The organism is Cupriavidus sp. C2SS-8b (assembly GCF_057073745.1).
Map to the genome: position 1 here is coordinate 2,485,231 of NZ_CP172717.1, position 25,711 is coordinate 2,510,941.

Sequence of the window (25,711 nt, forward strand, 5' to 3'; positions counted from 1 at the left end):
TCAGCGCGCGATCAGGATCGCGCGGAAATCGTTCACGTTGGTCATGGTGGGGCCCGTGACGACGGCGTCGCCAAGGGCCTCGAAGAAGCCGTGCCCGTCGTTGGCGGCCAGCGCATCCTGCGGGCGGATGCCGAGCCGCCACGCGCGCTGCAGCGTGTCGGGCGTGACGATGGCGCCGGCGATTTCTTCCTGTCCGTCCACGCCATCGGTGTCGCCGGCGAGCGCATAGACACCCGCCTTGCCGCGCAGCGTGAGTGCGAGCGACAGCAGGTATTCGACGTTGCGTCCGCCGCGCCCCTTGCCGCGCACCGTCACGGTGGTCTCCCCGCCCGAGAGCAGCACGCACGGCGCCGCGAACGGCTGGCCATGGTTGGCGACTTCGAGCGCGATGCCGCCGAGCACCTTGCCGACCTCGCGCGCCTCCCCCTCGATCGCATCGCCGAGCACGAACACGGGCAAGCCCGCGTTCCGCGCGACTTGCGCCGCCGCTTGCAAGGCAAGCCGTGGCGTGGCGATCAATGCGGTTTGCATGCGCGGCAGGCGCGGGTCGCCAGACTTGATGGTTTCGGCCGCGTCGGAGGCCAGCGCGTCGAGCACATGGCGCGGCACGTCGATGCCATAGCGTCGGACGATGTCGATGGCGTCGTCACGCGTGGTGGGGTCGGCCACTGTCGGGCCGGAGGCGATATCGATCGGGTCGTCGCCGGGCACGTCCGACAGCAGCAGGTTGCAGACGCGCGCCGGGTGGCACGCTGCCGCCAGCCGACCGCCCTTGATCGCGGAGAGGTGGCGGCGCACGCAATTCATCTCCGTAATCGTGGCGCCGCAGGCCAGCAGCGCGCGATTGATCGCCTGCTTGTCTTCCAGCGACACGCCGGCCAGCGGCAACGGCAGCAGCGAAGAACCACCACCCGACACCAGGCAGATCACAAGGTCGTCTTCCGTCAGGCCCGACACCATCTCGAGCATCCGGCGCGCTGCGTGAAAGCCGTTCGCATCCGGCACCGGGTGCGCCGCTTCGACGATCTCGATGCGCTCGCACGGCACCGCGTAACCGTAGCGCGTCACCACGAGACCTTCGACGGGCCACGGCCATGCGGCCTCGAAGGCGTGGGCCATGGCCGCCGAGGCCTTCCCCGCGCCGATTACCACCGTGCGGCCGCGTGGCCGTTCGGGCAGGTGGGCGGCGAGGGTCAGCGAAGGCTGCGCGGCGTCGATGGCGGCGCGGAACATGTGCTGGAGCAGCGAACGGGCCTGCAGGGCATCCATGGTCGGTTCCGTCATTTCAGTGCTGGAGGCCAGCGTGCCGATCGGCCACAGGAATCATGCGGGTGCCGATCGCCGCCGCTTCCGGCTGCTGGCCCTCGCCCGGCTCCTCGTCGACGACCTTGCCATCCAGCGCATCCTGCAGGCGCTGCTGATCGACTGCGCCGACCCAGCGTGCAATCGCGAGCGTGCCGACCGCATTGCCGATCGTGTTGGTGATGGCGCGCGCCTCCGACATGAACCGGTCCACGCCAAGCAGCAGCACCATGCCGGCCACGGGAATCTTGCCGAGCGAGGCCAGCGTCGCCGCCAGCGTGATGAAGCCCGATCCGGTCACGCCCGCCGAGCCTTTCGACGTCAGCAGCAGCACACCGAGCACGACGATCTGGTCCATCAGCGTCAGCGGCGTGTTGGTGGCCTGCGCGATGAAGATCGCGGCCATCGTGTAGTAGATGCACTGGCCGTCCGGGTTGAACGTCAGGCCGGACGGCACCACCAGGCCGACGACCGGCTTGGACACGCCGGCGTTCTCCAGCTTGCGCATCAGCTGCGGCACCACCGATTCCGACGAGCTGGTGCCGAGCACCGTGAACAGTTCGTCGCGGATGTACTTTAGGAATTTCCACAGGCTGAAGCCGGAGACCCGTGCCACGCCGCCGAGCACGATCACGACGAACAGGAAGCAGGTGAGGTACATCGTGCCCATCAGCTTGCCCAGCGATACCACCGAGCCCAGGCCATACTTGCCTACGGTAAAGGCCATGGCGCCGAACGCGGCGATGGGGGCGAGGCGCATGATCATCCCCACGATCGTGAAGATGCCGTGCGTGAAGGACTCCAGGAAGTCGACCACCGGTTTGGCGCGCGCACCGATATGCGACAGCGCAATGCCGAACAGGGTGGCGAACACCAGGATCTGCAGGATGTCGTTGCGCGCCAGTGCGTCGATCACGCTCGACGGCACCAGGTTCATCAGGAACTCGACGAAGGTGTGCGGCGTCTCGGCGGCGTGCGTGTAGCTGGCGATGGCCTTGGCGTCAAGGTGCGAGGCATCGACATTCATGCCGGCGCCGGGCTGGACCACGTTCACGACGATCAGGCCGAGCGCCAGGGCGAAGGTGGACAGCAGTTCGAAATAGAGCAGCGCCCGTACACCGACGCGGCCCAGCTCCTTCATGTTTTCCATGCGGGCGATGCCCAGCACCACGGTGGCGAAGATGATCGGTGCGAACACCATCTTGATCAGCTTGATGAACACATCACCAAGCGGCTTCAGGCTGCTGCCGATATCGGGCGCCCACACGCCGAGCAAGACGCCAGCGGTCACGCCGATCAATACCTGGACATACAGCTTTCCTAGTAGCCGTTGAATCATTTGCTGTCTCCTGCGGGTTCTGCGAAATGCGCCTGCGGGCGCCGCTCTTGGGGGCGTTGGTTTGCGTCCGCAGGGCCAGGCGTGCCTGGCATTGCCCGGCGAGCGCCGGGCGGGGGTACGGCTCAGGCCGCCTTGGCCTGCTGGTTCGCGGCAAGGAAGTCGCAGACGGCCTTGGTCACGTCCACCGTGCGGGCCTTGCCGCCGAGGTCGCCGGTATGCAGAGCAGGGTTCGCGGTAACGGCTTCGATGGCGGCCATCAGACGCTGTGCGGCGGCTTGCTCGCCGAGGTGCTCCAGCAGCATCACGACCGACCAGAAGGTGCCAACCGGATTGGCCAGGCCCTTGCCCATGATGTCGAACGCCGAGCCGTGGATCGGCTCGAACATGGACGGGTAGCGGCGCTCCGGGTCGATATTGCCGGTCGGCGCGATGCCCAGGCTGCCCGCGAGGGCGGCGGCCAGGTCGCTCAGGATATCGGCGTGCAAGTTGGTGGCGACGATGGTGTCGAGCGTCTTCGGACGGTTGACCATGCGCGCGGTGGCGGCATCGACAAGTTCCTTGTCCCACGTAACGTCCGGGAAATCCTTCGCGACCTGCATGGCGACTTCGTCCCACATCACCATGGCGTGGCGCTGGGCGTTGGACTTGGTAATGACCGTCAGCAGCTTGCGCGGGCGCGATTGCGCCAGCTTGAACGCGAAGCGCAGGATGCGTTCCACGCCGACGCGGGTCATCATCGATACGTCGGTCGCGGCTTCGATCGGATGGCCCTGGTGGACGCGGCCGCCCACGCCCGAGTATTCGCCTTCGGAGTTCTCGCGCACGATGACCCAGTCGAGGTCCTCTGGCGCGCAGCGCTTGAGGGGGCCATCAATGCCGGGCAGGATGCGCGTTGGGCGCACGTTGGCGTACTGGTCGAAGCCCTGGCAGATCTTCAGGCGCAGGCCCCACAGCGTGATGTGGTCGGGGATCTGGTTATCGCCGGCCGAGCCGAACAGGATCGCGTCCTTGTCGCGCAGCGCGTCGAGGCCGTTCGCCGGCATCATCACGCCATGCTGGCGGTAGTAGTCGCCGCCCCAGGCGAAGTCCTCGAACTCGAAGCGAAAGCCCGCGCCCGCGGCGGCCAGCGCTTCCATCACCTCGCGCCCGGCCGGCACCACTTCCTTGCCAATGCCGTCGCCCGGAATCGTTGCGATCTTGTACGTCTTCATCCTTCGTCTCCTGTCGGGATCACCGCTGAATTGCGTGAGGGGATTCTGGCCGGTAGACGAGGTTTTGGATCGGCGCTAGAGTTAAACCATTATTAACCTGAGGTTAACAGCGACATGGCCACCACGAGCGGTATCCAGCCGTCGGAACTGGGCTTCTTCGCCGCGGTGGCGACGGCTGGCAGCCTGAGCGCCGCCGCGCGCGACCTGGGCATCACCACGGCGGCGGTCAGCAAGCGGCTGGCGCAGATGGAATCGCGCATCGGCATGCCGCTGGTGACGCGGACGACGCGGCGCATGAGCCTGACGCCGGAGGGCGAAGTGTTCCTGGAGCATGCGCGGCGGATCCTGGGCGAGATCGACGACTTGCAGCAGCTGCTCACCAGCGCCAGGGGCCGGCCCAGCGGGCTGCTGCGCGTCAATGCCACACTCGGCTTCGGCCGCATGCACGTGGCGCCGGTGATCTCGGAATACAGCCGCAAGTACCCGGACGTCGACGTGCAGCTGCAGCTCTCGGCCGATCCGCCGCCGCTGACCGAAGACGCCTTCGATGTCTGTGTGCGTTTTGGCGAGCCGCCCGATGCCCGCATCGTTGCCAGGCTGCTGGCGCCCAACCGCCGCCTGCTGTGCGCGTCGCCGAAGTACCTGCGCGAGCGTGGCGTGCCGCAGACGCCTTCGGACCTGCTGCGCCATAACTGCATCGGCATCCGCCAGGGCAGCGACGCCTATGGCGTATGGCGCCTGACGCCAGTGAAGGGCGGCAAAGTGCGCACGGAGTCGATCCACGTGCGCGGCAACGTCACGACGAACGATGGCGAGATCGCCGTGCACTGGGCGCTGGAAGGCCACGGCATCGTCATGCGCGCGGAGTGGGATATCGAGCGCTACCTGCGCAGTGGCCGGCTGGTGCAGGTGTTGCCGCAGTATGCGACGCCGGAGGCGAATATCTATGCCGTGTACCAGCAGCGCCACCAGTTGTCGTCGCGCATTCGGCTTTTCGTGGAGTTCCTGGCGCTGAAATTCAGCGCGTTCGGCAAGTAGGCCAGACGGCCGGCTTTGCCCCGCGGGCTGGCGCACTGCGTACAATGCGGGGCTCGACTCCTGGGATGATGTCCGTGAAGAAAACCGATCTCGAAAAGAACAAGGGCCTGAAGATCAACAACAACATGAAGCAGGCAGGCGCCAACCGCGCCGGCGCGTTGCCGAAGACCAAGGGCCAGCAGAACGCCGGCAAGACCGGCCTGCTTGGCAAGCTGCTCGGCAAGGCGCTGCCGCCTGAGAAGGCGAAGGACTGAAGTGCAGATTCCGGCTCCCGCGCGCCGAGGTGCCGCGCCGGGCCGACCCTAAGCTGGCCTGGCGCCGCGCGCGGCCTGGGCCAGCGCCAGTGCGAGCCTGGCGCCGACTTCGGCGTTGTGTTTTACCAGCGCGATATTGGTCGCCAGGCTGCGACCGCCTGTGAGCGCCTTGATGCGTGCCAGCAGGAACGGCGTCACCGCCTTGCCGGTGATGCCTTGCACCCGGGCTTCATCGAGCGCCTGCTGCGTCAGCGCATCGATGTCCGCTGAGGGCATCGCTGCCGACTCCGGCACTGGCGTGCTCAGCAGCACGCCGCCCGCGAGGCCCAGATCCCATTTGGTGCGGACGAAACGCGCCTGTTCAGCGGGATCATCCAATCTGTAATCCGCACGAAACCCGCTGTCGCGCGTGTAGAACGCCGCGAAATTATCTTGCTCGCAACTGAGCACCGGCACGCCATGGGTTTCGAGATATTCGAGCGTGAGCCCGATATCGAGGATCGACTTGGCGCCGGCGCATACCACTGCGACGGAAGTCTGCGCCAGTTCCTGCAGGTCGGCGGAGATATCGAAGGTCTCTCGCGCGCCGCGGTGCACGCCGCCAATGCCGCCGGTGACGAAGACCTCGATGCCGGCCAGGGCCGCGCAAATCATCGTGCCGGCCACCGTGGTGGCGCCAAGTTCGCCGCTAGCCAGCACGGCCGGCAGGTCGCGGCGGCTTACCTTGTGTGCCTGGCCCGAGTGGCCGAGCCGTTCGAGTTCTTCGTCTGAGAGTCCGATGCGGATGCGCCCGTCGATCAGGGCGATGGTCGCGGGCTCGGCGCCGAGGTCGCGGATCACCCTCTCCACCTCTCGCGCCGTGCGAACGTTCTCCGGGTAAGGCATGCCGTGCGCGATGATGGTTGATTCCAGTGCGACCAAAGGGCGGCCGGCGGCGCGGGCTGCGGCTACGGGTTCGCTGAAGGATAGCCAGGATTGGGCGAGGGTGGAATCCATGCTGGTGTGCTCCGTGGTCGAACGCCGATCTTGTCAAACGCACCCGATAATTTTTGCGCTCGTTCATTAACACGTCGATTCTTGAGAAGAAATAGGGAAATTTCTAACCCGCATCGAATTTTGTCATAGATCGACAAATGGTTTGAATACGGATCCCAAGGGGTTCCCGGCGTAAGGGAAAGCGCTTACCGTGCGGCCCACAGGACGATGCATCGGCGATGCATCGTTACTGCCGCAGGTTTGATTGCGCTGACAACGGAGCCCGGGGAATGGCGGATCTGATGGAAGGACTCAAGACTAACGGCAGCACGCTGCTCAGGGGACTTACCGGGCGGCAGGCGTATTTCCTGCAAGTGCCCGGCACGGCAAGTGCTGCGGCGCTGTCCGTGGTTTCCTTCGAGGCGGTGGAGCGGATGGGTGAACCCTACACCCTCACTATCCAGCTCATGCACCCGCTTGAATTGGACCGTGCCGACTATCTGGGCAAGGCAGCCACCTTCCTGATCGACGCGGGCGACGACACGGAGCCGCGCAAGTTCGCTGGCTGCGTCACGCGGTTTAGCAAAACCAGGCAGACACACGACTTCTGCGGATACGAAATCGTGGTCGAGCCGCTTGTTGCGCGGCTGCAACTGACGCGTGCCAGCCGGATTTACCAGCACCAGACAGCTCCGCAGATCATTGAAACGATCTTGCGCCGTCACGACCTGCAAGGCCACCAGTTTGACTTCAGGCTGCGTCGGAAATACCCCGAACACAAGTTCCGCTTTCAGCATCAATTGTCGGATTGGTCATACATCCGCTTGCTGATGGAACAGGAGGGCTTGTACTGCTATTTCACGCCCGGGAAATTCGGCGAGATGGTGGTGTTCGGAGACGATATCGACCACTACATCTACCAGCCCGAACTGCGGGTGCCCTACCGGGAGACAGCCGGGCTGGAGTCCGGACAGGAAACGGTGTTTTCGCTGCAGACCCATGCGAAGACGGTACCGGAATCGATCCGGGTCGCCGACTTCAATCCTGATCTCGCGTGGGAGCGCCTTACCGGCGAAGCCAATGTCGCGCCGAAGGAGACGACGACCTACGGCCAGTCTTATGTCTATGGCACGCACCACCTGGACTTCGACGGAGGCAAGTGGGAGGCGCAATTGCGACACGAGGCGAAATTTGCCGAGCAGTTGATCTTCGCTGGCGAGAGCAATGTGCTGGCGTTGCGGCCGGCGCGCATTCTGCGCATGGACATGGCGCTGCCTGATGCGCCGAACGGGCAGGTGATCACCGAAGTCGTTCACAGCGGGGCGCGCGATGCGGCCTACCGCAATGCTTTCAAGTCCATCCCGTCGGACCGGCGTTACCGTTTGCCGATGGACGAAGACAACTGGCCGAAGATCCAAGGCACGCTGAGTGCGCGCGTTACCTCGCCCGGCCGGTACAAGTATGCCTACCTGACGCAGCAAGGGCACTACACGGTCCGCTTCGATGTGGATTTCGACGAATGGCCAAACGGCGGCGAGAGCGTGCCGCTTGCGCTGGCCAAGCCGTTTGCCGGGGCGTTGCAGACGGGCTTCCACTTCCCGCTGCTCGATGGCACTTACGTGGATGTGGCCTTTCGCGATGGCAATCCCAATAAGCCGTATATCGCAAGCGTGCAGCACAACAGCCAGCATGAGAACCTGATCACGAATCAGGACGGGTGGCTGTCGCGCAATGTGATTCGAACGCAGAGCAATAACAAGCTGCGGTTTGAGGATAGGAAGGGGCAGGAAGGGATCAAGCTGTCCACCGAGTACGGCGGCAAGACGCAACTCAATCTAGGCTACCTCGTTGATCACCAGGGGAAGAAGCGGGGGGACGGGTTCGAACTGAGAACCTCGGGCTGGGGAGCGATCCGGAGCGGCAAGGGGCTGTTTGTTTCGGTCGACGATCAGCCCAATGCCGGCGGGAAGCAGCTTGATATGGATGCGGCGCAGGGCCTGCTCCAGCAGGCCCTGCAGCAAAGCGAAGCGTTGGCTGCGGCCGCCGGCGCTGCGCAAGCCGTTGCAGCCGATTACGACAGGCAGAAGGCGCTGTTCGAAGACACGTTGAAGGAACTCAAGAAGGCTGGAATCCTTGTTAGCGCACCGGCCGGCATAGCACTGGCATCGGGTGCCGACTTGCAGCTGAGCGCTTCAGGAAACCTGATCGCCACAACTGGCGGCAGCGCCGATCTCAGCATACTTAAGCGCATTACTGTCGCGGCGGGCGAACTGGTATCCATCTTTGCGCAGAAGGCGGGCATCAAATTGTTCGCAGCAAGAGGGAAGATCGAGATCGAGGCGCAGAGCGATGAGGTCCGGCTGCTGGCAGACAAGAACATGACGATCTCCAGCGCGAACGGACGTGTCGTTATCGAGGCCAAGGATGAACTGCTGCTCAAGTGTGGTGGCTCCTATCTTCGCATGTCGTCGACCGGAATCGAAGATGGCACGCGAGGAGAGCGAACGATCAGGTCGGTCGCGTTCAGCCGCCAGGGTCCGAGTTCCCTGGCGCAGGAAATGAATACATGGAAGCATGCGAACTTCCATGACGCTTACGTGATTCGCAATCCTTCCACAGGAGAGCCGCTTGCCAACGCGCGCGTTGAAATCCTGCGTGGCGATGGCACCAAACTCAAGATGATGACGGATCCGGCTGGCAGGGTGCCGCTCCAGAAGAGCTTGTTTGTCGAGCCGCTGCGAATCCGACTGATGGATTGATCTGCCCAACCGAGTTTGAGCAATACCATGGCCGAAGCGAACCCCGTGTTAATCCCCAGCGTCGTCGACAACGATGGCGATCAGTACAGTTCAGCCACGCTGACACCAGCAGAGGATCAGCGCGAGAAGATTATTCTCGCCAAGCCTTACGTGATTCCTATCCTTTTCTTGCCCGGGATCATGGGAACCAATCTGAGGAAGAAGGAAGGAAAGAACGTCGTCTGGCGGCCTCCCAATACCGACCTTCGGGGTGCCGCGGATCTGATCGGGCAGTTGTTCAACTATCTATTCAAAAATACGAAAGAGCGTGCCGGTGATCTGGCAACAGAGACCGTAGAAATCGATCCCAGCGGTCCAATCGATGCCGGGCAGAGCGGGCTCCCGAAGAACGTGTTGGTGGCTCGCGGTTGGGGGGCATTGATGCGCTCCTCCTACCATCCGTTCATGGCTCAATTGCAATATCTTCTGAATTCGCTGGCGGAGTATGACTTCACCCGTTGCGAGGCGGACTTGAAGAACTGGGCAGCGGACTTCGGGCATGACGCACCTGCCGATTGGGGAGCTGAAGGTGGCGAGGCACTGACTCGCGACGAAATCCTCCACGCCGCCAACTACCAGTTCGACGTTTGGGCAGGCGGCTACAACTGGCTGCAAAGCAACCGCGACTCCGGTGCGGCCATCAAGGATCTGATCGAGAACAAGATTCTGCCGTACTACAACGAAGGGAGGACGGTAGTCGTCGAGGACACACCGGATGGCAAGGGGAACAATCAGTGCAGCATCCGACGTAAGAAGCCGGGGCGCGTGATGGCTGATAAGGTCATCGTCGTTACCCATTCGATGGGTGGACTGGTGAGCCGCGCGCTCACGGAAATCCACCAATGCGACAAAGTGCTTGGTGTCTCGCACGGTGTACAACCCGCTACTGGTGCGCCGGCCACGTACAAGCGCATGCGCGCGGGCTTCGAGGGGGTAGAGCAATTGTTTCTCGGTCGGAACGCTGCGGATGTGGTTGCCATTCTGTCGCAAGCACCAGGGGGATTGGAATTGTTGCCCACGGCGGACTACAACGATGGCAAGCCGTGGCTCAGATTGCGGGACAAGAGGACCGGTGTGGATATCATGCCGCCGTTGCCGAGCAATGGTGATCCCTATAGCGAGATTTATCTTTCACCGGCGTGGTATGGGCTGGTGCCGGATAGCAATTTGGGGCTGATGAATACAGATGGTAAGAAAGCAGTAGCACAGTCAGAGAAGGTCAATAAGTTGGAGAGGGAGACGCCTCGTGAAGCCTTGAGTCAGACAATTGCTAAGGTGAGAGAGTTTCACGAGGGCATCGAGAAGCGATACAAGGTACCCACCTATGCTCACTATGGCGCGCAAGGTTTGCGCAAGGCCGACAACGACAATGGCGGCCTGTTCGGGACAAGCATGATGGCGAGCAAGGATCGGTTCACGTGGGGAGCGGTGGCTTGGGAAGGTGTAGGTATTGGCGCGCTGGAGCCGAGCGATATCAGCATCGTCAGCGACGATGGCAATGGGAAGTTGAGGACGTCAGGTGGGTTCAGCCTGACGATCGGTGAACCTGATTGCCCCGGAGACGGCACCGTACCGGTTCCCTCTGGCGCAGCGCCTGGCATGGCCGGAATCGCATTGAGCTTTGCGCATGGACAGGAAAATCCAGGAAGACGGAATGCGAACTACTGTTACGACCATCAGGAGAGCTATGGCGACAAGTATCAGCGTTCACTCTATGCCACGATGTTCGCCATCATAAAAATCACCCAGCAAGCCCAATGGCACAAAAAGGAGTCAGTGTGAAAGAAGGAACGAGAACCCGCGCCATTGGCAGGCATCTGGTGGATGTCCCAGATAGTGCAAGGCTGATCGAAAGCTATAAGTACAACAAGGTGCCGATTGAACTGCTACCGGCAGTCCAGACGGACCAACAGTTCAACGAATTAGTAGCTCGAAGGGAGCAGGAGCTTCGAGCAATGCGAAGGAAGTCGGGCGGTAGCTTGTTCGTCGAGCATGTGCCCCACGCCAATGGATCGGTGACACTTGTCTCCTCGTTGGACTTGAGCATCGAGTACTACCACTTCGACTCCTACTTTCGAGCTGGGTCCAGAACATTGCAGTACTCGGGAGACGTGTCGCCGAGCCGCAAGGCGTCGGCACTATCCGCGTGTGAAGATTTGGCACTGAAATGGCGAGAGATTCCATCTGGAGGAATACCGACGAGCCTTGGTTACGTGGCCAACGACACGATTCTGGCAGATGTGGACATGAACCGGGAAAGCTGGGAGATGGTGATTCAACTGGCAGGTAAGCCCGATGTGTCATTCAGGATTACAGCTTATACGCAGTATCAAGTCGAGCCAGGTCTGCGACAGCGGGCCGGCGGCATCCTGGCCGGATTGCTAGGCGCGGTGGCCGGTGTTGCCCAGTTGCGCAATCGTCCGCGTTCGGTTGGTCCAATCGAGGCTGATGAGATCCTGGTGGCTGGCACGCAGGACGGCAAGCGAACCTATGGTTTCAAGTGGGAGGCGCCGGGCAAGGCCGATTCGCTGGCCGAGCCCAACCTGAATGTATCGCTGCAAGTCGGCGAAAGCGCCTACCTCACCAACAAGGAATCGTTCGCCAGCGACGAGGAAGCGCTGGAGTTGTGGGATGCCGTGGTGGGTTCCATGCGTCTGCGTCCGGGGGCCGTATGAGCAAGTTCACTCGCCGCCGCATGCTTTTGGCCATGTCAGCCGCGCCGGTATCGATGCTGGCTTCGGGGTACTCGTCGGCCTCAGCGCGCAACCTCTCCGTGGGGGAAGCCATGCGCTATCTGTGTGAGGATGTCTTCCCATCCGCTCACCAGAAGCGTCACGAATCCAGCGATGGTGTTGTTGCACGCTGGCGCCACGCCGAGTGCGACCTTGCCATGCGTCCCGTCGCTTCGTCGCGCATGGAATGATCGGAGCGACGCATGGCGGTTGATTTCGCGCGTCTGCCGACAGAAGAGCCGGAGATCACCAATCAGCCGTCTCGGTTGATATGGGTAATAGCATTCTTGGTCATGGTGCTAGGTGGCATTTTTGCGGTCCTCTTGCTATGGCCAAAGCAGTTGCCGACCCACACATGGCGATTCTGGGCAACCATTACCCTCTTCCCCATTGGTGTGCCGGTCTGGCTAGTGCTGCGCAGGTATGGCCATCACGAAGGCCGCAAGCTTGATGTTGTGATGCACAACGAAGCGATTCGCCAGTACAACGAACACGTCTTTGCTGTAGCGGCTCGTCCGTTGGCAGTGCTCGCTGCAGCGCATCGAATCTCGTCGGACCGGAATGTAAACGCGGTGTCCGGCATACAGGCTGGTACGGTCAAGCTCAGCAGTCAGAAGTCCATCGCGAACGAAGGCGATCCAGTGAGGGCTCGCTGGTTGGAAGTGCCAGGCGTACACCTTGTGGCCGGCGGGATAGAAAAAGATGAAGAGCGTCATCGGACCGTGACGCAATGGCTGTATTCAGAGTTGCTTGGCGAACTTGCAGAACAAATTCGGGCGGTGCCCCTGCACATCAATCTAAGCGTTCGCCTGTGGGTCTGCAGTGGCTTGGGCAGGCAGGACTATGTGGCCCTCTGGCGGAAAGCCTGGCAAGACCATCGGCTTCGAACGATGGAAATTGTCGAAGAGCCTGATCCCGCCGGTCTTTATGTTGTTGATGGCTGGCTCGACGAAATTGTCGCCCAAGATGGACGTGAGGCGAGGTTGATTGTGGTCATTCAGCTGCATCCGGTACTGAGCGACACGCCGCCCCCGGGCACCGCTGAAGCCGGTGTAGCAGTACTGCTTATGCCGGATGAAGCAGCCAGCAGGCTGGCTTTGTTACGTGAGGCCAACCTCCATCGTCCGGTACGCGGTTCGTTGGTCCAGTCGAACGACACCCTGGCACATGCCCTTAAATGGGGCGATACCAGGGCGTCGGACATAAAGGGGGCCTGGCAGACCGGCGTCGATGCCGTAAAGGCCGGGATGCTGCGCAGTGCGGCCATGCCGATGGGGCTGGAAACGCAGCCTTTGGATCTCGATCAGACCGTAGGGCATGCTGGGGCAGCGGCACCTTGGCTGGCAATCGCGTGCGCTGCCGGATCGCTGTCCGACGATTTCCAAAATCAGATCATTCTTGTCGGCGGCCGGGACTGCGTGGATGTCGCTGTGATTCGGCAGTGATTGCAAGAGACGAGATCAAAGCCGGAAGATCGTGCACAAGGAGCGAATCTTGCTAAGGCGTTACGACATCATGAAGGGGGATTTCACCACGTTGGGTGGAGTCGTTGCTGGCGGAGATAGTGGCGACGTGCTGGGCGGTCGTGAGCAGGCCTATGAAAACGACCCGGTTTGGTGCCCGGTCTGCAAGACAATGGGGCGGATCGTTTGCGTCGGCCCGCGCTTGGCGATGACGGGACCTGACGGGCGACAAGCGGCTTTAAGCGACGACCTTTGTGTCTGTCGCTGTATGCCGAGCCCGCTACTGATACCGTCACAGCACTCGTCGTATATGGATATATGAGTTCTCGGGGATGGTTCGCCTCCATGACGGCCAATCCAAGTTAGCTCGATACACGAGCAGAGAGTTGCTTTTCAAACAATGAAGAAGCTGCGGATCGATCTGGTCTCGATACTCGTACTTGCCCTACTGGTCGCCGGTGCCATATGGCTATGGGGCGATTCCATAGGCATCAAGACGCCTGAAGCGCGAAGCCATTGGCTATTGGCGGTAGCACTTGGTGCGCTGGTGGCAGCCATTCTCGCGTCATTTGATCGCCTGATCCGCTGGGAGGATGCACTCGCTTCGTTGAAGCGGTGGCTGGCACTCCGCGCATCTGCGATGACTGGCACAACTCAGGCGAGTATTGTTGCTGTAGATGGTCGGCCGAGTACGGCATTGAAGCCTCTGGAACATCTTCATCAGACCTTGAGGCAGCAGTATGGATTTCGCTGGCGCTACAGCCGAACCTGGTTACTTCTGACCGGCGAGGATCATGTCATCGCCAAGTTCCTTCCTGGTCTCGCCGAACAGGGCTGGCTGGGCCTGCCAGATATGGTGCTGCTGTGGTGCAAGAGCGGCCAGGACGGTCAGCCGGATAACGATTGGCTTCTGCAGCTCTACAAGCTACGCCGCCGTCGCCCGGTCGATGCGGTGGTCCTCACCACCGATGGCGAGACCAATCTGCCCGCGCAACGCGGCGGCACCGTTCCCTATGGGATCCGCCTGGCCCGCATCGCCGAAATCTTGCACTGGTCCGCCCCGGTCTACCTGCTCGATGTCGCGCAGACCGACGTAGCAGCCAACGGCAATACGCCGGTAATCGGCTGCGAGCTGCCGCGTCAAGCGAACGCCGACGCCATCGCGCAGGCACTTGAGTCCCTTCGCGATCAACTGTCGGATCGCAGCATCGAACAACTGATTCACAACAAGCGCGACCGCTATATGGGCGAGCTTTCCGTACGGCTTGACACCCGTGCCAAGGCGCTCGCCGACTGGATCGGCGGCATAGTGAACAACCAGCGCGGGCGCATTGCGCTAAACGGCATCGTATTCGCGCCATATCCCAGCCCTGCTGCGGCCGATGCGAACGGCGAAGCAGGTGCCGAGCTGCCCCTCTGGCAATACCTGGGCGAATCCGCCCGCCGCCAGCCGGGCCGGCGCATCGGCTGGCACCCCGTCACAATGTTCTCCACCATTGCGTTGGCCGCGATCGGTCTGTGGAGCGTCGGCATCCTGATGTCCGCGTTACTGAACGGGCGCGACATACGTGCCGCCCGGCAGACCGTGACCGACATTCAATCAGCCCCCAACGCCGCCGCGCGCCTGCATGCGCTGCTTGCCCTGCAGCAGCAAATCGAGCGCTACGAGACCCGCACCGAGCATCACGCGCCGCTTGCGACTCGCTTCGGCCTGAACCGCGATCCGGCGGTGCTCGACGCTTTGTGGAATCCGTACGCACAGGCCAGCCGTCGGTTGCTCATCGCGCCCATCCAGCAGGACCTGGAAGCATCATTGGTGGATCTCGCGCAAATGCGGACCGACTCGCTGGACGAGCAAACCAGCCGCTGGGCGCTCGGGGGCCACCAGAAGCTCAAGACGTATTTGATGCTCGCCAACCCCGAGCGCGCCGACGCTGCTTTCCTTGCCCCGCAATTGGCGCAGCACTGGTCCACCGACGCGCGCATCACGCCAGGCGAGCAGCAGGATCTCGCCGAACGCCTGCTGAAGTTCTACGCGCAGCACCTGAAGGCCAACCCGGCGTGGCGCATCGAGCCCCGGCCCGAGCTGGTGTCCGGCGCGCGCCAGACCTTGCTGGCGGTGATCGGGGAGCGCAATGCCGAGGACACGGTCTACCAGGGCATCATCAAATCCTTCGACGATAACGGCCGCAGCAAATACCCCGACCAGAACCTGGTATCTCTCACATCAGGCACTGATCCCCGCGGGCTGATGCGCACGGCGGCGATCGTGCCGGGCGTCTTCACCCGCCAGGCCTACGAGGGATATGTCGCTCCCGCGATCGAGACGGCTGCAAAGCGGACAGAGATCGCCAGCGACTGGGTGCTGACCGACGGCAATTCCCAGACGCAACCGACAACAGGCCGCTCCGCCGAAGCGCTGCAGGCGGCTCTGACCGAACAATACTTCGCCGACTACGCAGACCGCTGGCAGGGTTTCATGAACAGCTTGCAATGGGAGCCCGCGCCCACGCTGCCAGCCGCGATCGACCAGCTCAAACTGATGGCCGATACCCGCCAGTCGCCAGTGATCGCATTGATGAAATCGCTCGAGTACCAGGGCGGCGCGGGTGCCCGCAAGGATTCCCTGTCCGACACGCTCGTGGCCAAGGCGCAGGATCTGCTCGGCAAGAAGGCTGCTGGTCCCGAGGCGATCAAGCCCGATACGGCGGGCCCGCTCGGCGCCGCGTTCGGCCCGGTGCTGCGGCTGGTGGGACAGGGCCAGAGCGTCAACGCTAATCCCGGCAGCAATGGGGACCTGAGCCTGCAACGCTTCCTCGACCGCGCCACGGTGCTGCGCCTGCGGCTGCAGCAGGTCAGCAACAGCGCGGATGCCGATGCGCATGCCCGGCAGATGGCGCAGGCGCTGTTCCAGGGCAAGGGCTCGGAGTTGGCCGATACCCAGGCCTATGCGCAGTTGATGGCGGCGAGCCTCGGCAGCCAATGGGCAGGCATGGGTGAGGCGCTGTTCGTGCGGCCCATCGCCCAGGCAACGCAGACGGTGCTGCAACCCGCGCAAGCGAGCCTGAACGACGCGTGGCGGCAGGGCATCGCGATGACGTGGGGCCGTGCGTTCGCCGGACGCTATCCATTTGCGGACACAGCGAATGATGCATCGCTGCCAGAGTTGGCGCGCTTCCTGCGCCCGCAGACCGGGCTGATCGCAGCGTTCCTTGGCACGCAACTGGCCGGTGTGCTGGAGTTGCAAGGCGATCAATGGGTGCCGGCGGCGACCGGCGGCCAGACACTGGCTTTCGATCCGGCCTTTCTAAAGGCGATCAACACCCTGCAGCGCATCGCCGCCCACATGCTGGCGCAAGGAGAGCCGCAGTACCGATTCGAGCTCAAGCCAATCCCCACGCCGGGCCTGACGGACACGCTGCTGACGCTCGATGGCCAGAAGCTGCACTACTACAACCAGCGCGAGACCTGGCAGATGGTGGCGTGGCCTGCAAACAATACCCAGGATCTGGGCACCCGCCTGCAATGGCAGACCGAGAAGGCCGGTACCAACAAGAGCTATGAGTTCGGCGGCCGCTGGGGCTTGGTGCGTATGCTGGAGCGGGCGCGGGTCGAGCCGCTGGACAGCGCAACCTACCAGTTGACCTGGCAGGGGATGCCGGATACACACGTGGACACCAAGGCGGCGAAGACCGACAGCAACGATCGTCCGGACGAAGGGCGCGAGCAAGACCGCTACGATCCCGACAGCCTGACGGCCCGGGCCGCAAAACTGCCGCCGCCGGCCGAAGTGGTCTATCCCCTGAGTTACCAGATGCGCACCGAAGTCGGCCAGGGGCCGCTGGAGATGCTGGCGCTGCGCGGCTTCGTATTGCCGTCGCGCATCTTCGTGGGCCGTGAGCCGCAGGCGCGCGCTAACTTGGCCTCGCGCCAGTAGAGGCAGCGTACTGCAACACGCTGATGGCGGACGGGACATCGCCCAAGCAATGTCCCGCCTTGCAGCCCTACACCTCCCTGGTCATCCCCTTCAAATCAATCCACTCCGCAAACTGTTCCTCCGTCACGTGTCCAGACGCGATCGCCGCCTCGCGCAGCGACAGATTGCGCTTGACCGCCAGCTTCGCGATCTCGGCGGCCTTGTCATAGCCAATATGCGGATTGAGCGCGGTCACCGGCATCAGCGACCGTTCAAGCAGTTCGGCAATGCGCTCCCGGTCAGCTTCCACCCCTTCGACCATATGCTCGGCGAAGCTCGACGCCGCATCGGCCAGCAACGTTACCGATTGCAGCAGGCTATAGACGATCACCGGCTTGTACGCATTGAGTTCAAGTGTGCCCAGCGCATTGGCCAGCGTGACGGTGGTGTGGTTGCCGATCACCCGGCAGCACACCATCGCCAGAGCCTCGGCCTGTGTCGGATTGACCTTGCCCGGCATGATCGACGACCCCGGCTCGTTGGCCGGCAGTTGCAACTCGGCAAACCCCGCGCGCGGGCCCGAGCCGAGCAGCATGAAATCTCGCGCGATCTTCAGGAACGACGATGCGGTGGTGTTGAGCGCGCCGGACAGGTCGGCCAGCGCATCGTGCGCGGCCTGCAGGGCATAGCGGTTCGGCGCGGGCTCGAACGGCAGGCCGGTGTAGTCGGCCAGCGCGCGCGCGAACGCGGCGGCGAATCCCGGTGGCGCGTTCAGGCCGGTGCCGACCGCCGTGCCACCCTGCGCGACCGGCATCGCGCGCAGCATGGCCTGCTGCAGCCGCGACTGCGCGTCGGCCACCTGCGTCATATAGCCGGAGAACTCCTGGCCGAGCGTCAGCGGCACGGCATCCTGCAAGTGCGTGCGGCCCACCTTGACGATATCGGCGAACGCATCGACCTTGCGCGCGAAGGTCTGCTGCAGCAGCTCCAGCGCGGGCAGCAGCTTCTGCTGGATCGCACGCGTGGCGGCGATATGCATGGCCGTCGGAAAGCTGTCGTTGGACGACTGGCTCGCGTTGACGTGGTCGTTCGGGTGCACCGGCTTCTTGCTGCCCACCTGGCCGCCGAGCAGCTGGATGGCGCGGTTGGAGATGACCTCGTTGAGGTTCATATTGGTCTGGGTGCCCGAACCCGTTTGCCAGACCGACAGCGGGAATTCATCGGGCCAGCGGCCTTCGATCACTTCGCCAGCGGCCTGTTCGATGGCGCCGGCCAGTTCCTGCGGCAGTACGTCCAGCTCGCGGTTGGCGCGCGCGGCGCACAGCTTGAGGATGGCGAACGCTTCAATCAGCGCCGGCGGCATCTTTTCATTGCCGATGCGGAAATTCTGGCGCGAGCGTTCGGTCTGCGCGCCCCACAGGTGGTCGGCGGGTACCGGCACATCGCCGAGACTGTCCTTTTCGATGCGGGTGGCGGAGGAAGACGGTGCGGACATTGACAAGCTCCTGGCAACGGGGAGAGGGAGAAGATTGCTGTGGCGCGGCATGACCGCCCAAGGCTGTCTTTCAGAATAGTGCTTGATTGTGTCCTGCAGCGCCGTCAGCGATGCCGGCGCATTGTCCCGCGCCGGCGCGAGCGGATGCCGAAGCGGACGCCGGCCGTGGCAGGCGTCGAGTGATGTGGCCGGCATCCTCGATGGCGCCGGCCGTGGGTCCATGGACGGCTAGGCCGTCATCTTCAGGCAGGCCTCCATGCACGCCGCGCACGCGCGCGCGCACTCCTGGCAGTGTTCGGCATCGTGGCGCTCGCATTCCTCCTTGCACCACTTGCAGACTTCGGCACAGTCCTCGCAGACCAGCGGCGCGAATTCGCTGTTGCGCAGCATGTACGACGCGGCAAGCTGCGCAATGCCGGCACAGTCCATGTCCAGCGCGATGCAGCGCGCCATCTTGCGCACGTCAGGCTCTTCCAGGCACGCCGCGGCGCACTTGAGCGCGGCGGCGGCGCAGGCATTGCAGGCGGCAATGCAGTCGGCGTAGCGGCGGGCGTTTTCCTGCACGGTGGGTCGGATCATGTGAGCGTCCTCCTTTGGGGGTCGGTGACGGCAACAGGCAGAAACCCGCGGTGACTGAAACGGCAGTCGCGGGCAACCGTTATCCACAATAGCAGGCGCCGACGCGTCCTGCCGGGACGGGTTTGCTGCACAGCAGTGATCTACAATGCCGCCTGCGCCGCACGCCGATCGCGGCAATGGCCATGGCAGCGGCACCAGCCGCCCCAAGCCATGCTCTAATCGGAAACACGGCATTCACATGTGGCAGGAAAGGAAGGACATCATGGGCGAGGCAAAACGGCGGGGTACCCCCGAGCAGCGGGCGGAAGAGGCGCGTGCGAAGAAGGAGGCCTTGCGCCCTGCGCAACTGGTCTGCGGCCACTGCAAGACAGCATTTCAGGAATTCGACGAGCTGGACGTGCCCGGCCTGCCCGGCATCGATGCCGTCTTTGGCGGGCAGTGCCCGTCCTGCGGCAACGATGTGGTGGTCTTCAAGGGCGAGTCCAACGCCGTGGCCGAGGCCATGATCGCCTGGCAGAAGATGCTCGGCGCCGACGCGCAGCTGGGCTACCAGTCCAGCGACGGCCGTCATGTGTCGTATGAGCCTGGCAGCGACGGCGGCGAAGAGCCCGGTAGCCCGGGTGGCCCCTCGCGCGGCACGGTTCACTGAGCGCTGTCGGCGGTCACAAGTTCCGGCGGGCCGATCTCGTACCGGCCCCGTCCGGCGCTCTTGGCGCGGTACAGCAGCACGTCAGCCAGGCGCAGCAGCTCGCTGTCCTGTATCGGGCCGCCGTCGTACAACGCCACGCCGATGCTGACGTCGACATCGGCGAACATGCCCTCGAACTCAAAGCGCTGCCCTACCGCGCACAGGATGGCGGTGGCCACGCTGCGGGCCGCGGCCGCGCTGCCGACGCATTCGAGGATGACCGCGAATTCGTCGCCGCCGACGCGCGCCACCGCGTCCTGCTTGCGCACGCAGCCGAGCACGCGCTTGGCAAAAGCCTGCAGCAGCAGGTCGCCCGCCGCATGCCCGTGGATGTCGTTGACCGCCTTGAAGCGGTCCATGTCCAGGAACAGCAACGCCATCATCCCGCCGGTTTCGCGGCAGTCCGCCATGGCGTGCTGCAGCCGGCTTTCGAACGCGCTGCGGTTCAATAGCTGGGTCAGGTGGTCGGTGCTGGAAATATGCGACAGGCGCAGGGTTTCCAGCTTGCGCGGCGTGATGTCCTGCACGTGGATATGCACGCCGACCACTTCGCTGCCATCCGCGCTCCATTCGGGGCGGTAGCTGGTTTCCATGCAGTGGTATTCGGGATCGCTGTCCTCGGATTCGAAGGTCACCACGGCACCCGCCAGCGCGCGCTGCAGGAACGGCTGGGCCCTGGCATAGCGCGTTTCGCCCAGCACTTCGCGCACGGTCTTGCCGCGCAGTTCGTCCAGCGTCATGCCGAAGGTGTGTTCATAGGCGATGTTGTTGAACACATAGCGCTCCTCCGTATCGACAAAGGCCAGCAGCGACGGCAGCGTGTCGGTCACGGCGCGCAGGCGCCGCTCGCTGCGGTCCAGTTCGTGGCGGCGGTCGCGCACGTCGCGCATCAGGCGGGTGAACGCGCGCGCCAGGTCGCCGATCTCGTCGCGATGCTGCCGCTCGGGCAGCCGTTCGAAGGCGGACAGGTCGGAGGTGCTGTCCCGGACCACCTCATGCAGCCGCGTCAGCGGCGCCAGCAGGTAGCGCACGGCCAGCCAGATGGACGCGGCCGCCAGCAGCAGCGCCAGCCCCGCCAGCAGCAGCAGGCGCTCCTGCATGCGGTGCAGCGGCGTGTAGGCCTCGCGCGCCGGGAGCAGCGCCACGAGTTCCCAGCCCGTGGTCGACATCAGGTAGCGCGAGACCACCGGGCGCGTGGGCGTCAGGAATTCGAACAGCGCGGCGCGGTCCTCCTGGCCGCAGGTATCGCCAATGGCGCGGGCGGGCTGGCGCGCCTGCGCCGGATCGGGATGCTGCACGTAGACCGGGCGGCTGCCTGCCGACACCAGGCAATAGAAGCCCGTGGTCCCGAGCCGGTTGTGCAGGACTTCCGCGAGAAAGTTGGAGCTCGACAGGTCGAGCCAGCCACCCACCAGGCCGGTAAACTGCCCTTGCGCCGACAGGACCGGCACCGCCACGATCACGCCGAGGCGGTCGTTGGTGCGCGCCCGGATCGGCGGGCTGACCACCGGCGCACGCGTGCGTGCCGCTTCGCGGAAATAGCCGCGGTCGCCGACTTCGGCGAGCATGCCGCCGTCGCCCAGCGCGGTGCCGCGCGCGTCGGCCACCATCAGGCCGTTGAACGCGCCGGGAACGGGAATGGCGCGCCGGACCTGCGCCAGTGCCTGGATCAGCGCGGCGTGCGACTGCGCGCCGCGCGCCGTGGCGAGCAGGCCGCCAAGCTGCCCGGCCTGCTGCTTCAGCAGCATGATGCGGTCTTGCATGGCGGTGTCGAGCTGGTCGGCGGACAGCTTGACGATCGAGTCCTGCTCGTCCTGGAGCACGTCATGCAGGTCGCGGTGGACCGCGTACAGCGAAGTGAGCACGATGCCCGTGCCGAACACCGCGGCCAAAACCGTGGTGATCAACGCGATACGCGCTTTCAGCGTGGGCAAGAAGACGGGCATGCGGGGGCGATGTTCGGAATTCGGCTTGCTGCGGGCCGTGTCCGCGCAAGCGGGGGCGCAATGGAACGCAAGCGGCACAACCCTACCATACCCGGCGGCGTCACGGCAGGTGGGCAATGTGTGTGGGGTGACATTGCCCGCCTGCCGGGCTGTCCCGTTGGGAGAGCGGGGACGGTGCGGTGCGGGACTGTGCGCGTGCGACGTGCCAAGGTATAGTGCCGCGATGCCTGCAAGGGCGCGGGCGTATGCCGCGCGGCAATCTACAAATCCCGTCCGCCATGAAACTGCGTTTGCCCTCGTCCGCCGTGCCCGTGTTGCTCGCGCTGCTGGTTGCCGCGGGCGGCACGCTGCTGACGGCGGCGGCCTGGCGGCAGGCGGCGCAACCCGAGCAGCGGCTGGCGCAGCAGCGCTTCGACGCGCTGCTGGCCGATGCCACGGTCGCGCTGCGCACGCGGCTGCAGGAGAACGACCAGTTGCTGCGTGGCGTGGCGGCGCTGATGACTGCCCACCCGGCCACGTCGCGCGCCCAGTGGCGCAACTACCTGTACGCGGCGCAGTTCGACGAGCTGCCGCCCGGCACGCAATCCGTCGGCTATGCCCCGGTGGTCCCGGGCGATGGCGCGGCCCGCCTGGCCGCCGCCGCCCGCCGCGACGGCCTGCCCGATTTCAGCATTACGCCGCCGGGGCTGCGCGATCTCTACGTGCCTGTCTTCTATATCGAGCCGCTGGCCGGGCGCAACGCCCGGATGCTCGGCTTCGACCTGCTGTCCGACCCGTCGCGCCGCGCCGCGCTGGAAGCCGCCCGCGACAGCGGCGAGCCGCGCGCGACCGGCGGGCTGGAGCTGCAGCGCGAGGCCGAGTCGCCGACGCACCAGCTTGGCGCGCTGGTGGCCCTGCCGGTGTATGGCGGCGGCGAAGCGTTCAGCAATGCCGAGGATCGGCGCGCCGCAGTCATCGGCTATGTCTATACGTCGCTGCGGCTGGGCGACCTGATGCGCAGCGTGACGGGACGCGCCGCGAGCGAGCTGGTGCTGGCACTCCATGAAGGTCCCGTCAGCGCGCGCGGCCGGCTCTTGTCCGGCGATCTCACCGACGGCGAGCGCCGTGACGACGGACACCTTCCCATGCTCGCCGCCGAACGCCAGTTCGACTACGGCGGGCGGACCTGGACCTTGCGCGCGGCGTCGCGCCCGGCATTCGAAGCGGCCCAGGGCACCGAGCGCGCCCGCATGGTGGCGGCCGCCGGCACGCTGGCCACGCTGCTGGTGACGCTGCTGACCTTTGCGCTGGCACGCCAGCGCCAGGCCGCCCGGCAGGACGCCATGGCGGCCGACAACCGCCGCGAGGCCGACCACGCCATGCTGCAGGCCTGCATGGCGCTTGCCGCGGACGGCTTCCTGGTGACCGATGCCGAGGGCAAGGTAACCAGCGCGAGCGCGCGCGCGGCACAGCTCTTCGGCACCAGTGCCGAGGATTTGCAGGGCCGCGCGCTGGCCAGGCTGGTGCCCGGGGTGGCCGGCATTGCGATGGCATCGGTCGCGCGGTCCGGACCGGCGTCGGCCCAGCGCGAGCTGGAAGGCGTGCGCGCGGATGGCAGCCGCTTCCCGCTGCGGGCCGGCATGGCGCGACTGCCGGGCATCGGTGCCGGCGGGCCCGCCCGCACGCTCTGGATCCTGACCGACCTGGACGAGTTGTGGCAGGCGCGCCAGCAGGCTGCCGTGCAGGCCGGCCGCTATGCGAGCCTGGCCGACCACGCGCCCATGTCCGTCATCACCTTCGATGAAGACGGGTGCATCACCGGCATCAATTGCGCGGGCCAGCACATGCTCTGGTATCCCGACCCGGGGATGGCCGCCGGCATGCGCTACGCCGACCTGCATGTGGCCGATGAACTGGCCGAACGCGCGCGCGAACTGACGCGCGAGCTCGGCGAAGCCGTCGCGCCGGGGCTGCCCGCGCTGGTGGCGAAGGCGCGCCTGGGGCTGGTCGACGAGCGCGAATGGACGTGGGTGCGCAAGGGCGGCTCGCGCCTGCCGGTGCAGGTGACGTTGTGCACGTTGCCGGCCGAAGACGGCCAGCCGCGCGCGTACCAGGCCATTGCCTGCGACCTGACCGAACGCCACCGCGTGGACGAGTACATCCGCCACCTGGCGATGCATGACGCGCTGACCGGCCTGCCCAACCGCGTCGGGCTGACCGAGCGCGGCGAAGTGCTGCTGCTGCACGCGCGGCGCCACGGCGAGCGCGTGGGCCTGCTGCTGCTCGATCTCGATCATTTCAAGCACATCAACGACTCGCTGGGCCATCCGGTCGGCGACGACGTGCTGCGTACCATTGCCGACCGCCTCAAGGCTGCCGTACGCCACGGCGACCTGGTCGCGCGCATGGGCGGCGACGAGTTCGCCGTGGTGCTGAGCGGGCTGCGCCAGGACAGCGAAGCCGAGCTGGCCGCCTCCAAGATCCTGGCGCGGGTGTCCGAAGCGCTCGATATCGACGGCCAGCGGCTGCGCGTGACGCCGTCGCTGGGCATCGCGATGTTCCCGACCGACGGCGAATCGCTGACCGACCTGCTCAAGTCGGCCGATGCCGCCCTGTACGCCGCCAAGCAGGGCGGCCGCGCGCAGCAGCGCCGCTTTGCCAGCGAGATGGGCGAAGCGGCCCTTGCACGCCTCACCATCGAGGGGCTGCTGCGCCGGGCGCTCGACGAGCACGAGTTCAACCTGCGCTACCAGCCCATCGTCGATACCAGCACGCTGGCCGTGACCGGCGTGGAAGCGCTGATCGCCTGGCAGACGCCGGAGCGCGGCACGATGTCGCCGGCCGAGTTCATCCCCATCGCCGAGCAATGCGGCCTGATCGGCGCGCTTGGCGAATGGACGCTGGCCACGGCCTGCCGCGACATCCAGGCGCTGCGCGTGGCGCTGGGCCGCGATATGGAGGTGGCCGTGAACATCTCGCCGCTGCAGTTGCGCCAGGCCGGGTTTCCCGACGTGGTCGCGCGCTGCCTGCAGCAGACCGGACTGCCGCCGGCGAGCCTCGCCATCGAGGTGACCGAGGGGATCCTGGTCGACGGCGCCGAGACCACCATCGACGCCTTCCACCGCCTGCGCGAGCTGGGCGTGCAGATCTCGATCGACGATTTCGGCACCGGCTATTCGGGCCTGCACTACCTGACGCGGCTGCCGATCAACCGGGTCAAGATCGACAAATCCTTCGTCGACGACGTCGCCACCCCGGGGCATGACCAGGTCGTGGCGGCGGCAATCATCGCGCTCGGCCACCAGCTGCACCTCAAGGTCGTGGCCGAGGGGGTGGAAACCATGGCGCAGTTCGGATTCCTGCGCGAGCGCGGCTGCGATGCCCTGCAGGGCTACCTGTTCTGCCGCGCGGTCGGACCCGAGACGCTGCGCGAGGTGCTCGACAGCGGCTTCGAACGCATGATGCCGGCCGATGCCTGGCGCGAATCGGACGCCGAAACTGACACCGAACCCAAAAATCAGCCGATAGGCCCATCGGAATAGTTTGCTGGGAGCGGGCCGGTCAACTGCATTTTTTGGATCTTCGGAGAATTGCGGGGCGGCGTGCTTGGCGGGCGCCGCTGTTTCGCAGGCGTAGCCTGCGAGTCACTTTTTGTCCGAGCGACAAAAAGTAACCAAAAAACGCGTCGCTTGTCCTAACGGACGAATATTGATCGTAGTGTGCGAAGAATTTCGTACGGGTATTCGCTTCAGAGTCTGCCCCGCTGCCTGCCGCGTGGTGCGCAACCGACTGCAGGCTTTCCGACAATGATTGAACCAGCCCCGAACCTGTCCGTGGCCCGACACTGCCAGCGTTATCGCATCATCGCCTACGGCTGCGGCGCGGCTCACAAGTCGGTGAGTTGGGGGCATCACCGGCGCTGGTGCCGGTGCTTCCTTCCCTTCGGTTTTCACCGAGCGCGCCCTGTGCAGCCGGGCTTTGGATGGAATACCCATT

Annotated in this window: 18 protein-coding genes; 11 read left to right on the forward strand and 7 right to left on the reverse strand. The window is 64.7% G+C overall.

All coding sequences use genetic code 11. From position 1 onward, the window contains the following. From ACIGJB_RS28200 to ACIGJB_RS28210, 3 genes are all read right to left on the reverse strand, one after another. Entirely contained in the window at window positions 1-1,269 is a 1,269-nt protein-coding gene (locus ACIGJB_RS28200) for a glycerate kinase type-2 family protein (protein WP_483733238.1), read from the reverse strand. Window positions 1,270-1,285: 16 nt separating this feature from the next. Further along, on the reverse strand, window positions 1,286-2,641 hold the full coding sequence (locus tag ACIGJB_RS28205) for a dicarboxylate/amino acid:cation symporter (RefSeq protein WP_483733239.1): 1,356 nt from the start codon (window positions 2,639-2,641) through the stop codon (window positions 1,286-1,288). Between the two features lie 122 nt (window positions 2,642-2,763). Continuing rightward, window positions 2,764-3,852 carry a tartrate dehydrogenase gene (locus tag ACIGJB_RS28210; RefSeq protein WP_483733240.1) on the reverse strand — a complete coding sequence of 363 codons (1,089 nt, stop codon included), beginning with the start codon at window positions 3,850-3,852 and terminating at the stop codon, window positions 2,764-2,766. Between the two features lie 114 nt (window positions 3,853-3,966). On the opposite strand from ACIGJB_RS28210, the gene ACIGJB_RS28215 reads away from it, so the two are divergent. Both ACIGJB_RS28215 and ACIGJB_RS28220 read left to right on the forward strand, forming a co-directional pair. Further along, window positions 3,967-4,890 carry a LysR family transcriptional regulator gene (locus ACIGJB_RS28215; RefSeq protein ID WP_483733241.1) on the forward strand — a complete coding sequence of 308 codons (924 nt, stop codon included), beginning with the start codon at window positions 3,967-3,969 and terminating at the stop codon, window positions 4,888-4,890. A 68-nt stretch (window positions 4,891-4,958) separates the two neighbouring features. Further along, window positions 4,959-5,144 (forward strand): hypothetical protein, encoded by a 186-nt coding sequence (locus ACIGJB_RS28220; protein ID WP_483714413.1) that lies wholly within the window; start codon window positions 4,959-4,961, stop codon window positions 5,142-5,144. Between the two features lie 48 nt (window positions 5,145-5,192). On the opposite strand, the gene ACIGJB_RS28225 is transcribed toward ACIGJB_RS28220, so the two are convergent. Further along, entirely contained in the window at window positions 5,193-6,140 is a 948-nt protein-coding gene (locus tag ACIGJB_RS28225) for a pseudouridine-5'-phosphate glycosidase (protein ID WP_483733242.1), read from the reverse strand. Window positions 6,141-6,409: 269 nt separating this feature from the next. On the opposite strand from ACIGJB_RS28225, the gene ACIGJB_RS28230 reads away from it, so the two are divergent. The 7 genes from ACIGJB_RS28230 to ACIGJB_RS28260 all read left to right on the forward strand — a co-directional run bounded on the left by ACIGJB_RS28230 (window position 6,410) and on the right by ACIGJB_RS28260 (window position 17,049). Further along, entirely contained in the window at window positions 6,410-8,878 is a 2,469-nt protein-coding gene (locus ACIGJB_RS28230) for a type VI secretion system Vgr family protein (RefSeq protein WP_483733243.1), read from the forward strand. Window positions 8,879-8,905: 27 nt separating this feature from the next. Further along, entirely contained in the window at window positions 8,906-10,699 is a 1,794-nt protein-coding gene (locus tag ACIGJB_RS28235; protein WP_483733244.1) for an esterase/lipase family protein, read from the forward strand. After that, the gene (locus ACIGJB_RS28240; RefSeq protein WP_483733245.1) at window positions 10,696-11,592 is read left to right on the forward strand and encodes a T6SS immunity protein Tli4 family protein; all 897 of its coding nucleotides are present in this window, start codon (window positions 10,696-10,698) and stop codon (window positions 11,590-11,592) included. Before ACIGJB_RS28235 ends, ACIGJB_RS28240 begins: the two co-directional genes overlap by 4 nt. Further along, on the forward strand, window positions 11,589-11,840 hold the full coding sequence (locus ACIGJB_RS28245) for a hypothetical protein (RefSeq protein ID WP_483733246.1): 252 nt from the start codon (window positions 11,589-11,591) through the stop codon (window positions 11,838-11,840). The genes ACIGJB_RS28240 and ACIGJB_RS28245 overlap by 4 nt, the downstream gene beginning before the upstream one ends. A gap of 12 nt (window positions 11,841-11,852) precedes the next feature. Continuing rightward, entirely contained in the window at window positions 11,853-13,094 is a 1,242-nt protein-coding gene (locus tag ACIGJB_RS28250) for a hypothetical protein (protein WP_483733247.1), read from the forward strand. Window positions 13,095-13,164: 70 nt separating this feature from the next. Then, the gene (locus ACIGJB_RS28255) at window positions 13,165-13,434 is read left to right on the forward strand and encodes a PAAR domain-containing protein (protein ID WP_483733248.1); all 270 of its coding nucleotides are present in this window, start codon (window positions 13,165-13,167) and stop codon (window positions 13,432-13,434) included. 78 nt (window positions 13,435-13,512) lie between these two features. Further along, the gene (locus tag ACIGJB_RS28260) at window positions 13,513-17,049 is read left to right on the forward strand and encodes an ImcF-related family protein (RefSeq protein ID WP_483733249.1); all 3,537 of its coding nucleotides are present in this window, start codon (window positions 13,513-13,515) and stop codon (window positions 17,047-17,049) included. A 67-nt stretch (window positions 17,050-17,116) separates the two neighbouring features. Here the strand turns inward: ACIGJB_RS28260 and fumC are convergent, their stop codons facing one another. Together fumC and ACIGJB_RS28270 are read right to left on the reverse strand one after the other, a co-directional pair. Then, window positions 17,117-18,523: a class II fumarate hydratase gene (gene fumC, locus ACIGJB_RS28265; RefSeq protein ID WP_483733250.1), complete on the reverse strand. Its 1,407-nt coding sequence runs from the start codon at window positions 18,521-18,523 to the stop codon at window positions 17,117-17,119. Window positions 18,524-18,751: 228 nt separating this feature from the next. Next, window positions 18,752-19,102: a four-helix bundle copper-binding protein gene (locus ACIGJB_RS28270; RefSeq protein WP_483712660.1), complete on the reverse strand. Its 351-nt coding sequence runs from the start codon at window positions 19,100-19,102 to the stop codon at window positions 18,752-18,754. 262 nt (window positions 19,103-19,364) lie between these two features. On the opposite strand from ACIGJB_RS28270, the gene ACIGJB_RS28275 reads away from it, so the two are divergent. Then, entirely contained in the window at window positions 19,365-19,751 is a 387-nt protein-coding gene (locus ACIGJB_RS28275; protein ID WP_483733251.1) for a hypothetical protein, read from the forward strand. Here ACIGJB_RS28275 and ACIGJB_RS28280 read toward each other — a convergent pair. Further along, on the reverse strand, window positions 19,745-21,736 hold the full coding sequence (locus tag ACIGJB_RS28280) for a sensor domain-containing diguanylate cyclase (RefSeq protein WP_483733252.1): 1,992 nt from the start codon (window positions 21,734-21,736) through the stop codon (window positions 19,745-19,747). The two genes, ACIGJB_RS28275 and ACIGJB_RS28280, sit on opposite strands and share 7 nt — an antisense overlap. Window positions 21,737-22,014: 278 nt before the next feature. On the opposite strand from ACIGJB_RS28280, the gene ACIGJB_RS28285 reads away from it, so the two are divergent. Continuing rightward, complete coding sequence (locus ACIGJB_RS28285; RefSeq protein ID WP_483733253.1) at window positions 22,015-25,257, forward strand: bifunctional diguanylate cyclase/phosphodiesterase; 3,243 nt, start codon at window positions 22,015-22,017, stop codon at window positions 25,255-25,257. Window positions 25,258-25,711 lie beyond the last annotated feature (454 nt).